The 13,339-nt window shown below is 72.3% G+C and carries 11 protein-coding genes; 9 read left to right on the forward strand and 2 right to left on the reverse strand.

Features of this window, described 5'->3' with window-relative positions; genetic code table 11:
- Positions 1–36 precede the first annotated feature (36 nt).
- On the forward strand, positions 37–534 hold the full coding sequence (locus tag ACH47Z_RS10855) for a GNAT family N-acetyltransferase (RefSeq protein WP_399073037.1): 498 nt from the start codon (positions 37–39) through the stop codon (positions 532–534).
- On the opposite strand, the gene ACH47Z_RS10860 is transcribed toward ACH47Z_RS10855, so the two are convergent.
- Together ACH47Z_RS10860 and ACH47Z_RS10865 are read right to left on the reverse strand one after the other, a co-directional pair.
- Positions 524–967, reverse strand: coding sequence for a hypothetical protein (locus ACH47Z_RS10860; RefSeq protein WP_399072850.1), 444 nt, complete (start codon positions 965–967; stop codon positions 524–526). The genes ACH47Z_RS10855 and ACH47Z_RS10860 overlap by 11 nt on opposite strands.
- A complete protein-coding gene (locus ACH47Z_RS10865; RefSeq protein ID WP_399072852.1) occupies positions 948–1,307 on the reverse strand; it encodes a hypothetical protein in 360 nt (119 codons plus the stop codon). The genes ACH47Z_RS10860 and ACH47Z_RS10865 overlap by 20 nt, the downstream gene beginning before the upstream one ends.
- A gap of 617 nt (positions 1,308–1,924) precedes the next feature.
- Between ACH47Z_RS10865 and ACH47Z_RS10870 the strand changes: the two genes are divergently transcribed.
- The 8 genes from ACH47Z_RS10870 to ACH47Z_RS10905 all read left to right on the forward strand — a co-directional run bounded on the left by ACH47Z_RS10870 (position 1,925) and on the right by ACH47Z_RS10905 (position 13,323).
- On the forward strand, positions 1,925–2,959 hold the full coding sequence (locus ACH47Z_RS10870; protein WP_399073038.1) for a methionine ABC transporter ATP-binding protein: 1,035 nt from the start codon (positions 1,925–1,927) through the stop codon (positions 2,957–2,959).
- Positions 2,956–3,693 (forward strand): methionine ABC transporter permease, encoded by a 738-nt coding sequence (locus tag ACH47Z_RS10875; protein WP_399072854.1) that lies wholly within the window; start codon positions 2,956–2,958, stop codon positions 3,691–3,693. Before ACH47Z_RS10870 ends, ACH47Z_RS10875 begins: the two co-directional genes overlap by 4 nt.
- An 84-nt stretch (positions 3,694–3,777) precedes the next feature.
- Positions 3,778–4,611, forward strand: a complete 834-nt coding sequence (locus tag ACH47Z_RS10880; RefSeq protein WP_399072856.1) for a MetQ/NlpA family ABC transporter substrate-binding protein — start codon at positions 3,778–3,780, stop codon at positions 4,609–4,611.
- A 150-nt stretch (positions 4,612–4,761) separates the two neighbouring features.
- Positions 4,762–5,400 carry a GNAT family N-acetyltransferase gene (locus ACH47Z_RS10885; protein ID WP_399072858.1) on the forward strand — a complete coding sequence of 213 codons (639 nt, stop codon included), beginning with the start codon at positions 4,762–4,764 and terminating at the stop codon, positions 5,398–5,400.
- Positions 5,401–5,487: 87 nt separating this feature from the next.
- A complete protein-coding gene (cbiE, locus tag ACH47Z_RS10890; protein ID WP_399072859.1) occupies positions 5,488–6,720 on the forward strand; it encodes a precorrin-6y C5,15-methyltransferase (decarboxylating) subunit CbiE in 1,233 nt (410 codons plus the stop codon).
- 347 nt (positions 6,721–7,067) lie between these two features.
- Positions 7,068–11,012 (forward strand): nicotinate-nucleotide--dimethylbenzimidazole phosphoribosyltransferase, encoded by a 3,945-nt coding sequence (gene cobT, locus ACH47Z_RS10895; protein ID WP_399072860.1) that lies wholly within the window; start codon positions 7,068–7,070, stop codon positions 11,010–11,012.
- A 171-nt stretch (positions 11,013–11,183) separates the two neighbouring features.
- Positions 11,184–12,416, forward strand: coding sequence for a uroporphyrinogen-III C-methyltransferase (gene cobA, locus ACH47Z_RS10900; RefSeq protein WP_399072861.1), 1,233 nt, complete (start codon positions 11,184–11,186; stop codon positions 12,414–12,416).
- 88 nt (positions 12,417–12,504) lie between these two features.
- Positions 12,505–13,323, forward strand: coding sequence for a TrmH family RNA methyltransferase (locus ACH47Z_RS10905; protein WP_399072862.1), 819 nt, complete (start codon positions 12,505–12,507; stop codon positions 13,321–13,323).
- Positions 13,324–13,339 lie beyond the last annotated feature (16 nt).

Raw genomic sequence — 13,339 nt, forward strand, 5'->3', positions numbered from 1 at the left:
ACGACAGGTGATCAGGTGAGCGGGAGGCGTGCGCACATGGGCATGAGCGTGACCATCTCGGTGGCGACCGAGCAGGACGCGGAGCAGATCTTCAGGCTCCAGTACCTGTGCTTCCAGAGCGAGGCGGCGTTGTACGGCAATTACCGCATCGACCCGCTCGTTCAAACCCTGGACTCCGTCCGTCAGGAAGTCGCCTCCGACTGCGTCTTCGTCGCCCGGCTCGGCGAGGAGGTCGTCGGCTCCGTACGCGGCAAGGTCACCGAGGACGGCGCGGCCGCCATCGGCAAGCTCTGCGTCCACCCGCGCCTGCAGGGCCACGGCATCGGCGCACGGCTGCTTCGCGCGGCCGAGGCGGCGCTGGCCGAGGAGCGCGGCGCCACCAGGTTCCGCCTCCAGACCGGCCACCGCAGCGAGGGCAACCTCCGCCTGTACCGCCGCTCCGGCTACGAGACGGTGGGCAGGTCCAAGGGCGCGGACGGAGTGGAGCTGATCATCCTGGAGAAGCGGGCGGGGACGTACGCGGCTACGGCCTGACGGTGTTCTCGCGTGCCTTCTTCAGCCAGTACAGGGCGGAGAGCGGCAGCAGCACCGGAATGAAGACGTACCCCATGCCGTACTTGGACCAGACGGTCGCGTCCGGAAACGCGGACGGCTCGACCAGCGTCCACGTACCGACGATCAGCACACCCGCGAGCTCGGCGGCGCAGCACACCAGGGCCGCCCGCCGGGCCGTCTCCCCGCCCCGGACCAGCGTGTACGTGATGAACCCGTACACGACACCGGCCACGGCGGACAGCGCGTACGCGAGCGGCGCCCGGTCGAACTCCGTGGCGATCTGGAACGCCGAACGCGACACCGCGCCGACCACCATCACGCCGTAGAACCAGACGAGCAGCATGCCCGGCCCGCTGATCAGCCGGGCCGGCTTCTCCTCCGCCGCCGTCACGTCAGCCTCCCCAGATGTCATAGAGACGCACCTCCAGCACGGCCAGCACCACACCGCCGGCGGCCGCCGTCACCGAACCCCAGCGGGTCCGCTCGGCCAGCGACATCATCCCCGCCGCCGGCACGCACGCGAACGCCCCCAGCAGATACGCCACGAAGATCGTCGTGCCCTGATCCGGCTTCTCGCCCCGCGCCAGCTGCACGATCCCGATCACCAGCTGGATCACGCCGAGCAGCGACACCACGGCCATGCCGATGAAGTGCCAGTCCTTGGTCGGCTGGTCGCGATAGCCCGCCCAGCCGCACCACGCCGCCAGCAGCAGCGCGGCGATCCCGGTCACCAGCGTCAGGGCATTGAACATGCGGAGACCTTATTACGGCCGTGGTCACGGCCCGAACGGCACCCTCGACTCCGTCGAGCGCTGCTGGGCCCTCCCTCAAGGACTCCGACAAGCTCCGTCTCGTGCCGGGAAGACCACCGTGGCGTTGGCCACAACCCGCCGGGCCGAGGGACTCGACGCCGAGCGGGTGGTGAAGGACCTGCCGGCCTTGTCCGCACTGGTCACCGACGCGGGCGTGGAGATCTCCGTCCGCCGCTGAGCCCTGTCCGCACACTGTCCGCCGCTGTCCACTATCCGGACAGCGGCCGCCGGTCAGGACCGTACGTCTGGTTTACTGCTCGCATGACCACGACGAGCTGCCGCATCCCTGCGACCGAGGCGACCATGACGCCCGGTGCTCGTTGTATGTGTCGCCTGATGTGTCGAATGTGCGCCTTCTAGAAGGCCCCCGCATCAGCTGAGCCACGGGGGTCCCCCCGCTCGAGCGAAGTCGAGAGTGGGGGAGCCCCGAAGCGAGAGCCGTGGCACGTCCGTGTGCCGTAGCCGCGCCGGACGCACACCCACTCTCCATGCCTGAACCGCATGCACCCGTGCCCGGGCACACCCACGCCCGCGCACTCGACAGTGACGGAAATCCTGTGATCACCACCTCGGGCCTGACCAAGGTCTACCGCTCCCGCGGCCGTGAGGTCACCGCCCTCGACGGCGTCGATCTCCACGTCCGCGAAGGCGAGGTCTACGGCGTCATCGGCCAGTCCGGCGCCGGAAAGTCCTCCCTCATCCGCTGCGTCAACCTGCTGGAGCGCCCCACCTCCGGCACCGTGACCGTCGCCGGACAGGACCTCACCGCCCTGGCCGGCCGCGGCCCGCGCGCCGGCCGGGAACTGCGCCGGGCGCGCAGCCGCATCGGCATGGTCTTCCAGCACTTCAACCTGCTGTCGTCGCGGACCGTGCAGGACAACGTCGAGCTGCCGCTCGAAATCCTCGGCACATCCGGCAAGGAGCGCTCCCGCAAGGCGCTCGAACTCCTCGACCTGGTCGGCCTCGCCGACAAGGCCAGGGCCTACCCCGCCCAGCTCTCCGGCGGCCAGAAGCAGCGCGTTGGCATCGCCCGCGCCCTCGCCGGCGACCCCAAGGTGCTGCTCTCCGACGAGGCCACCAGCGCCCTGGACCCGGAGACCACCCGCTCCATCCTCCAGCTGCTGCGCGACCTGAACCGGCAGCTGGGCCTCACCGTCCTGCTCATCACCCACGAGATGGACGTCGTGAAGTCGATCTGCGACTCCGCCGCCCTCATGGAGAACGGCCGGATCGTGGAACACGGCACCGTCAGCGAGCTGCTGGCCACCCCCGGCTCCGAGCTGGCCGCCGCGCTGTTCCCGGTGAGCGGCGAGCGCACCGGCGACGACCGGACCGTCCTCGACGTCACCTTCCACGGCGAGGCCGCCACCCAGCCGGTCATCTCCCAGCTCGCACGCACCTACAACATCGACATCTCGATCCTCGGCGCCGCCATCGACACCGTCGGCGGCCTGCAGATCGGCCGGATGCGCATCGAACTGCCCGGCCGCTACGAGGACAACGTGGTGCCGATCGGGTTCCTGCGCGAACAGGGCCTGCAGATCGACGTGGTGGGCCAGGAGGCTCCGCTGGTGAAGGAAGGTGCCAAGTGACCTGGTCCGAGATGCAGCCGCTGCTGTCCCAGGCGTGTTCCGAGACGCTCTCGATGGTGCTGTGGTCCACCCTGATCGCCGTCGCCGTCGGCCTGCCGCTCGGCCTCCTCCTCGTCGTCACCGACCGGGGCGGCCTGGTGCAGAACGTCGTCGTCAACAAGGCGATCGGCCAGGTCGTGAACGTCGGCCGGTCCATGCCGTTCATCATCCTGATGGTCGCTCTCATGAGCTTCACGCGCTGGGTCACCGGGACGACGATCGGTACGACCGCCGCGGTCGTGCCGCTCGCCATCGGCGGCATCCCGTTCTTCGCTCGCCTGGTCGAGACGGCCGTCCGCGAAGTGGACAACGGTCTCGTCGAGGCCGTGCAGTCCATGGGCGGCAACACCTGGACCATCGTCCGCAAGGTCCTCGTCCCCGAGTCCCTGCCCTCGCTGATCGCCAGCACCACCACCACGGTCATCGCCCTCATCGGCTACTCGGCCATGGCCGGCACGGTCGGCGGCGGCGGCCTCGGCGACCTCGCCGTCCGCTACGGCTACCAGCGCTTCGAGACCCAGATGATGTGGATCACCGTCGCGATCCTCGCCGTCGCCATCTCCGTCATCCAGTTCGCCGGCGACTTCGCGGCCCGCTCCCTGCACCGCCGCGGCGCCCGCTCCGGGCCGGCGCCGAAGCTGCGCCTGCTGAAGGCGAAGGAGCCCGCCGCGGCCGACGTCGGCAAGGTCGCGTAAAGCCGTTCGACACGGCACCGCCCCAAAAAACTCCCCGTTCACCCGTACACGGGGTCGCACCACCCTTAAGGAAAGGCACTTTTCGTGCGTAACACCGCCAAGCTCACCACCGCCGTCCTCGCCGCCGGAGCCCTCACCTTCGGGCTCAGCGCCTGCGGCTCGGGCAGCTCCTCCGCCGGCTCCCACGACTACAGCGGCCCGCTGGTCGTGGCCGCGAGCCCGACCCCGCACGCCGAGATCCTCGACTTCGTCAAGGACAACCTGGCGAAGAAGGCGGGCCTCGACCTGCAGGTCAAGGAGTTCACCGACTACATCACGCCGAACACGGCGACCGAGGACGGCTCGGTGGACGCCAACTACTTCCAGAACCAGCCGTACCTGGACGACTTCAACAACAAGCGCGGCACCCACATCGTGCCCGTCGTCACGGTGCACCTGGAGCCGCTCGGCCTGTACTCCCACAAGATCAAGAAGGCCGACGAGCTGAAGAGCGGTGCGACCATCGCCGTTCCGAACGACGCCGTCAACGAGGGCCGCGCCCTGAAGCTCCTCGCCGCCAACGGGCTCATCACCCTCAAGGACGGCACCAGCAACGAGGCCACCCCGCAGGACATCGCCAAGAACCCCAAGCACCTCCAGTTCAAGGAGGTCGAGGCCGCCCAGACCCCGCGCTCCCTGGACGACGTGGACGCCGCCGTCGTCAACGGCAACTACGCCATCTCCGCCGGCCTGAAGCCCGCCAAGGACGCCCTCGTCCTGGAGTCCGCGAAGAACAACCCCTACGGCAACTTCCTCGCCGTGAAGAAGGGCAACGAGAAGGACCCGCGGGTCGCGAAGCTCGCCAAGCTGCTCGTCTCGCCCGAGGTCAAGAAGTTCATCGAGGACAAGTACCAGGGCTCGGTCATCCCGTCGTTCTGAGCCGACGCGTACGTCGACGGGGTCCACTCCCTCACCGGGGGTGGACCCCGTCGTTGGGTTCAGTGGTTTCATGCTGCATGCTGGGCAGTTCAGCAGGCCCTCGACGGCCCTGACGGTCTCTCAAGTTTTCCGAAGGTTACGGAGCGGCGCATGACTAGCACCTTCCCCAACATCTCCATCAGCACGGAGCGGTTGGTGCTGCGTCCCCTCGACGAGGACGACGTGTCCGCCCTGGCCGAGATGATGAACGACGAGCAGGTCGGCGCCTGGACCGGTGTCCCCCAGCCCTACACCGAGGACCAGGCCCGCCACTGGATCACCCGGTACGCTCCCGCCGAGCGCATCGCCGGACGGGGCCTCGACCTCGCCGTCACCGAGTTCCTCACCCAGCGCCTGGTCGGCATCGTCCAGCTCGCCAAGACCAACTGGCACGTACGGTCCACCGAGATGTCGTACATCATCGCGCCCTGGGCCCGCGGCGAGGGCTACGCCTCCGAGGCCGCGCTCGCCACCGCCCACTGGCTCTTCGGGGACCAGAAGTTCGAGCGCATCGAGCTGCGCACGGCCGCCGACAACGCCGCCTCCCAGCAGGTCGCCCAGAAGATCGGCGGTATCAGCGAGGGCGTCCTGCGCAACGCCTGCATAGTCCACGTCCGCGGTGAGGACGGCACCTGGACCGATGTGCGCAGTGACTACATCGTCTGGAGCCTCCTTCCGGAGGACCTGGAGGGCGCCGACGAGCAGCTCGCCGACACCGGTGGCTTCACGTCGTACTCCGACTGGAACTGAGGCCCTGAGCATCACCGGGTACTCTCACGGTGTCCGGCCATGGGCCCGCACCCTTGACGACCTGCGAAGACCTGGAGAGAGACGACGATGGCCGACCGGGTCACGGTGATCGGCTGGGACGGCTCGCCGCTGACCGCCGCGGCACGCGCCGCTCTCGGCGCCGCCACGCTCGTGGCGGGTACGGCCCACCATCTGGCTCTGCCCGAGGTCCCGCCCGGCGCCGAACGCGTCCGTCTGGGCAGCGTCGCGCTCGCCGCCCGCCGTATCGCCGCCCATCGCGGCACCGCCGTCGTGTTCGCCGACGGCGACCCCGGCTTCTTCGGCGTCGTCCGCACCCTGCGCGCCCCGGAGTACGGCCTGGAGGTCGAGGTCGTCCCCGCCGTGTCCTCCGTGGCCGCCGCCTTCGCCCGCGCCGGCATGCCCTGGGACGACGCCCAGGTGGTCGTCGCCCACCGGCGCACCCTGCGCCGCGCCGTGAACGTCTGCCGTGCCCACACCAAGGTCGCCGTCCTCACCTCGCCCGGCGCCGGACCCGCCGAACTCGGGCTGCTGCTCGACGGCGTCCACCGCACCTTCGTCATCTGCGAGGAACTGGGCACCGAACGCGAACAGGTCAGCGTCGTCACCTCCGACAAGGCGGCCGATCACACCTGGCGCGACCCCAACGTCGTCATCGTCATCGGGGGACCGGTCGGCCCGGCCGGCGCGGGGGAGGGCGGCGGCTGGATCGCCGGCCGCGACCCCGGAACCGGCCCCCGCGGCTGGGTGCAGCCCGACGAGTCCTACGGCGGCGGACCCGGTGGCGGGCTCGGCGAGGGCGAGACGGAGTTGCTGCGCGCCGCCCAACTCGCCCGGCTCGGGCCCCGGGTCGGCGACCTGGTCTGGGACATCGGCTGCGGCTCCGGCGCGTTCGCCGCCGAGGCCGCGCGCGCCGGAGCCGCCGTCATCGCCGTCGACCGGGACCCGGGTGCCTGCGCCCGCACCGAGGGAGCCGCACGCCGGTTCGGGGTACAGCTCCAAGTGGTGCACGGCAGCGCCCCGCACGTCCTCGAGAACCTGCCGGAACCGGACGTCGTACGGGTCGGCGGGGGAGGCGCGGCCGTCGTCTCCGCGGTCGCCGACCGGCGCCCGCAGCGCATCGTCACGCACGCCGCGACCCGCGACGCGGCCGAACTCATCGGCCGCGACCTGACGGAGCACGGCTACCGCGTCGAGTGCGCCCTGCTGCAGTCCGTCGCCCTCGACACCCGGGCCTGGACGGAGACCGAGCGGAACGTTGCCTTCCTGCTCAGCGGTGTTGTGCCCGATCGCGCCCCGTGATCCTGTTGTCGTACTGCGCGCGGTAGGCTGGCCGATCGTTGTACCGCACCGGGCGGCCCGGAACTTCGTTCGCCAATGTCCGGAAAGCACGCCCGTTTTGGGGTGGGTGTGGTACTGCGGAACCGGAGGACGCGCAACGTGGCGCAGTCCACAGCGGGCTGTCGCGGATCATGCTGTCGCGATGGTGGAACGGCCGGGACAATGCCACTGAATGGCTTTGTCGCCTTTTCCGGCGGCTCGTTCGTGCCGCTGGGCACGGACGCTCGTTCTTCACTGCGAGGCGGTCGGTGCGCCGTTCCGGGTGAGCTGGTCGTAGGAGAGCACTAACCGATGGGCGAGGGGTACGCATGACCGACACCGGCCAGGTCCCGGGCGAGGGGCAGCCGGAGAGCGCAGGCATGGTGGAGCAGCCGGGCGTTGCCGCGCACGGTGCGTACACCTACCTCTCCGAGTCGCCTGCCGAGGACGAAGACCTGCTGCTGCCGGGCGCCCAGGGCGCCTGGGGCAACGAGGTACCGCCGCCCGCCCCGGAACCGGTCGTCGAGGCCGTCCATGAGCCGGGCCCGCACGAGACGGCCGGCCGCGACAGCGGCTCCGTCGACCTCAGCGGCGTCCGCCTGCCGAACCCGGCCCCGGCGTCCGTGCCGCCGTCCCCCATCCTCTCCGCCCCGCACGACACTTCGGCCGCGTCGCAGCCGCCGCGCCGCCCGCTGCACCTCGGCCCGCCGATCCCGGACGCCTCCGCCAGCCCGGTCCGCTCCCTCGCCGACCGCGGCCCGGCCGGAGCGCCGGTCCGCCAGCCCACCCCGGCGCCGGCCGGCCCCGAGTACCTCGACGCCCCGCCGCTGCACGACATGGCTCCGCAGAACGCGGCCCCCTGGGGTACGGCGCCCACGCCCGCCCCGGCGGCCGCGGTGGCCGAGGCCGACACGCGGGCACCGGCTGCGGAATCGGTTGACCCGGCCGCGGTCGCGGAGGCCGCCACGGCGCCCGCGCAGGCCGTGGTCTCGGCGGAGGCCGCCGCCCAGGCCGACCCGTCCGGCGCCGCCCAGGCCGCCGTCGCCCGGCTCGCACACCAGGCCGCCGCACCGGCACCGGGCATCGCTCAGATGGTGCACGGCCACGACGGCGCGCAGCCCGTGCTCGGCCACGACGGGGTGTACACGGCTCCTGCGGGGGCGGTTCCCGAGAGCGTCGCGCCGATCGCCGTCGAGCAGCCCGTCGAGGGCGCGGTCGCCGTCGGCGGTGCCGCCGGTGACGGTGCGCCCGTGGCCGAGGCCCAGGCGCTGACGGAGGCCGGGCCTGCCGTGCCCGAGGGCACGCCGGTTGTCCCCGACGAGGCGCCGGCGAACCCCGCCGAACAGGGTGCCGTCGCCGTCGAGGAGGCCTCTGCGGTGCCCGGCGAGGCCGCGCCGGCGCAGGCTCCGGACGTCGTTCAGGAGGCGGACGTCGCCGTTGCCGGCGAGGGCGAGGGCGTGCCGCAGGCACAGGCACACGCACAGGCCGTGCCGGTCGCCGAGGGCGCCGTCACCGTGGAAGACGCTGCCCAGGTTGCTCCGGAGGTCGCTGTCGCCGAGGTTGCCGCGCAGGCCGTCGTGGTCGAGGCCGCTCCGGAGGCCGTGGCCCAGGCGGAGTCCGCCGCCCCGGCACAGCAGCCGGCCCCGGCCGCTCCCGTCGCCGTGGAGCCGCAGGCCGACGTCGTGCAGGTCCAGCCCGACGTCGTGCAGGTCCAGCCCGACGTCGTGCAGGCCCAGCCCGGCGTGGTGGAGCCGCAGGCTGCCGTCGTAGAGACGCAACCCGCCGCGGCTCAGCCCGCGCCCGCCGTCGAAGCCGTACCGGCCCCCGAGCCGGCGGCCCTGCCCGAGTCCGGTGCCCCGGCCCCCGCGCCCCAGGCGGCAGAGACCGCGGCCCCCGCGGCCCCGGCCCCGGCGCAGGATGCCGTGCCCGCCCCGGCCGTGGTCGAGCCCGTCGCCACCCCTGAGCCGCACCCTTACCCGGCTCAGGGCCCCCAGCTGGCCGACCCCGCCGGGCTCCCCGCCGAAGCCCTGCCGGGCCATCCGGAGGCCCAGGCCGTCGCCGTGCCGCAGGCTCAGCCCGAGCCGGCCGCCCAGGACGCCGTCCAGCAGGCCGCCGCCCCCGAAGGCGCCCCCTCGGGCCCGCAGACGCAGCCCACCGACGCCGCTCCCGCCCTTGCCGGTGAGGCCGCCGAGCAGCAGGCCCCCGCCGAGGCCGGTCAGATCGAGCCGCTGCCCTCCCACGTCCCGTTGGAGCCGCAGCCGGAGCAGCCGCTCGGGCAGTTCGTGCCGGTCGAGGGACAGGTGCCCACCACCCCGCACCTGGCGCCGACCCCGCCGCAGCCTCTGGTCCTCCCCACGGAGGAGGCCGCGCAGGAGCCGCAGCCGGTGGCCTCGGTGCCCGCGCCGCGCGAGGGCGAGTCGGCAGCCGCGCCGGCCCCCGATGTCGTACAGCACGCGGAGGACCTGCGGACCAGGGCCGCCGATCAGGAAGAGCGGGAAGAAGAGAGCACGGCCGCGGTGGCGGAACAACAACAGTCCACCGGCCCCGCCGCGCCCGCCTACGCCGACGCCGAGCGTGAGGCCGTCCTGAAGGTCATGCGCGAGCGCCGCGACATCCGCAACGGCTTCCGCAGTGACCCCATCCCGCACGAGGTGCTGCTGCGCGTCCTGGAGGCCGCCCACACGGCGCCGTCCGTGGGTCACTCGCAGCCCTGGGACTTCGTCGTCATCCGTTCCGCCGAGACCCGGCGGAGCATGCACGAACTGGCGATGCGTCAGCGTGACGCGTACGCCAAGTCGCTGCCGAAGGGCCGGGCCAAGCAGTTCAAGGAACTGAAGATCGAGGCCATCCTCGACACCCCGGTCAACATCGTCGTCACCGCCGACCCCACCCGTGGCGGCCGCCACACCCTCGGCCGTCACACCCAGCCGCAGATGGCCCCCTACTCCTCGGCGCTCGCGGTGGAGAACCTCTGGCTCGCCGCCCGCGCCGAAGGCCTCGGCGTCGGCTGGGTCAGCTTCTTCGACGAGCGGGAGATGGTCCGCGCGCTCGGCCTGCCCGAGCACCTGGAGGTCGTCGCGTACCTGTGTGTCGGGTACGTCGACGAGTTCCCGGACGAGCCCGAGCTGATGCAGGCCGGCTGGTCCAAGCGACGCCCCCTGTCCTGGGTGGTGCACGAGGAGACGTACGGCCGCCGCGCCCTGCCCGGAGAGGAACCCCACGACCTGCTTGCCGAGACCGTCGCACAGATCCGCCCGCTCGACGCCAAGGCCCTCGGTGAGGCCTGGGAGCGCCAGAAGCGCATGACCAAGCCGGCCGGGGCGCTCGGCATGCTGGAGATCATCTCCGCGCAGCTGTCGGGGCTGTCCCGGCAGTGCCCGCCGCCCATCCCGGAGCCCGCCGCCGTCGCCATCTTCGCGGGCGACCACGGGGTGCACGCCCAGGGCGTCACCCCCTGGCCGCAGGAGGTCACCGCCCAGATGGTGGCCAACTTCCTCGGCGGAGGAGCGGTCTGCAACGCCTTCGCCGCCCAGGTCGGCGCCGAGGTGTGCGTCGTGGACGTCGGCGTCGCCGCCGACCTGCCCGCCACGCCCGGCCTGCTGCCCCGCAAGGTCCGGGCCGGCACGTCGGACATGACCACCGGCCCCGCGATGACCCGCGAGGAGGCCAGGCAGGCCATCGAGGTGGGCATCGAGACCGCCCGCGACCTGGTGGCCGCCGGCAACAAGGCGCTGCTCACGGGCGAGATGGGCATCGCCAACACCACCGCGTCCGCCGCGCTGATCTCCGTCTTCACGGGTGCCGACCCGGCCGAGGTGACAGGACGGGGCACCGGCATCAACGACGAGACCCTGGCCCGCAAGACCGAGGTCGTCCGCCGCGCCCTGGAATTCCACCAGCCGGACCCGGCCGACCCGCTCGGCGTCCTCGCGGCCATCGGCGGCTTCGAGCACGCGGCCATGGTCGGCCTGCTCCTGGGCGGCGCCTCCCTGCGCACCCCGGTGATCCTGGACGGCGTCAGCGCCGGCGCCGCGGCCCTGGTCGCCCGCGCCATCGCTCCCGAGGTCCTGGCGGCCTGCATCGCGGGCCACCGCAGCGCAGAGCCCGGCCACGTGGCCGCCCTGAACAAGCTCGGCCTGCGCCCCCTGGTCGACCTCGACCTGCGCCTGGGCGAGGGCACGGGCGCCCTGCTCGCGCTTCCGCTGGTCCAGAGCACGGCGAGGGCCATGCACGAGGTGGCCACGTTCGATTCGGCGGGGGTCACCGAGAAGTAGAGGTCTGCGTACGGGGTCCGGCACTGTGGTGCCGGACCCCGTACCAGCGTGCCGCGGTGGTGCCCGGTCACGTTGCCCAACCACCGGACACCTGACCCGCCCTCACCGCTGCCCACGTAAAATCCGCACGTCAGGGCTATCGCACGACCGCCGGAAGAGGAGTCACCCCTCATGGCCGAACACCCCGCCTACCCCGTAGGCCTCCGCCTCTCCGGCCGTCGCGTGGTCGTCCTCGGCGGCGGCACGGTGGCCCAGCGCCGCCTCCCGGCCCTGATCGCGGCGGGCGCGGACGTCGTCGTCGTGTCCCCCGAGGCGACCCCCTCCGTCGAGGCCATGGCGGACACCGGCGAGATCACCTGGGAGCGGCGCCCCTACACGGACGGCGACCTCGCCGAAGCCTGGTACGCCCTCATCGCCACCAGTGACCCCGAAGCGAACACCGCCGCCTCCGCCGAAGCGGAGCGAAACCGCGTCTGGTGCGTCCGCTCCGACGACGCCGACCAGGCCACCGCCTGGACCCCGGCGACCGGCCACAGCGAGGGCGTCACCGTCGCCGTACTCACCACGGACGCGCGCGGCCGCGACCCCCGCCACACCGCGGCCATCCGCGACGCGGTGGTGGAGGGCCTGCGCGACGGCACCCTGGTGGCGCCCCACCACCGCACCCGTACCCCCGGCGTGGCCCTGGTCGGCGGGGGCCCCGGCGACCCCGACCTGATCACGGTCCGCGGCCGCCGTCTCCTCGCCGAGGCGGACGTCGTCATCGCCGACCGGCTCGGCCCGCGCGACCTGCTCGCCGAACTCCCGCCGCACGTCGAGGTGATCGACGCGGCGAAGATCCCGTACGGCCGGTTCATGGCCCAGGAGGCCATCAACAACGCGCTGATCGAGCACGCCAAGCAGGGCAAGTCGGTCGTACGGCTCAAGGGCGGCGACCCGTACGTCTTCGGCCGGGGCATGGAGGAGGTGCAGGCGCTCGCCGAGGCCGGCATCCCCTGCACGGTCGTCCCCGGCATCTCCAGCTCGATCTCCGTGCCCGGCGCGGCCGGCATCCCGGTCACCCACCGGGGCGTCGCCCATGAGTTCACGGTCGTCAGCGGCCATGTGGCGCCCGACGACGAGCGCTCCCTGGCCGACTGGCCGTCGCTGGCCAGGCTCACCGGCACGCTCGTGATCCTGATGGGCGTCGACAAGATCGGGAAGATCGCCGAGACGCTCGTCGCGCACGGCAAGTCCCCCGAGACCCCCGTCGCCCTGATCCAGGAAGGCACGACGGCCGCGCAGCGTCGCGTCGACGCCACCCTCGCCACGGTCGCCGAGACCGTGCGCGCCGAGGACGTGAAGCCCCCGGCGGTCATCGTCATCGGCGAGGTCGTGAAGGTCGGCCCCGAGCCGGTCGCCTGACCACCTATGGCTTGATCACGCGTAACCTCGGGTAACCCACCCGTTCCCAGCCGTTGGCAGCACACCCAGGACAAGGCAGTATCACCCTGTGGCCGATCTCATCACCGTCGAGGATCCCGACGACCCGCGTCTCGCCGACTACACGGGTCTGACCGACGTCGAACTGCGGCGCAAGCGCGAGCCCGCCGAGGGCCTGTTCATCGCCGAGGGCGAGAAGGTCATCCGCAGGGCCAAGGAAGCGGGCTACGAGATGCGCTCGATGCTGCTCTCGGCCAAGTGGATCGACGTCATGCGCGACGTCATCGACGAACTGCCCGCCCCGGTCTACGCCGTGAGCCCCGAACTCGCCGAACAGGTCACCGGCTACCACGTGCACCGCGGCGCCCTCGCCTCCATGCAGCGCAAGCCGCTGCCCACGGCCGGCGAACTGCTGCGCTCCGCACGCCGAGTCGTGATCATGGAATCCGTAAACGACCATACGAACATAGGGGCGATTTTCAGATCGGCCGCGGCGCTCGGCATGGACGCGGTCCTGCTGTCGCCGGACTGCGCCGACCCGCTGTACCGACGGAGCGTCAAGGTCTCGATGGGCGCGGTGTTCTCGGTGCCGTACGCCCGGCTGGAGACCTGGCCCAAGGGGCTGGACTCGGTCCGCGAGGCCGGCTTCACGCTCCTCGCGCTCACCCCGGACGACAAGGCCCGCAGCCTCGACGAGGCCGCCCCGCACACGATGGACCGGGTCGCCCTGATGCTCGGCGCCGAGGGGGACGGGCTGTCCACCCAGGCACTGGTCGCCGCCGACGAATGGGTGCGCATCCCGATGTCCCACGGCGTCGACTCGCTCAACGTGGGCGCGGCAGCGGCGGTGGCCTTCTACGCGGTGGCCACCGGCCGCCCGGGGTCCTGACGACCGCTCCGCACGG

It is taken from the genome of Streptomyces sp. NPDC020192, from assembly GCF_044388685.1.
In the GTDB taxonomy this organism is placed as follows: domain Bacteria; phylum Actinomycetota; class Actinomycetes; order Streptomycetales; family Streptomycetaceae; genus Streptomyces.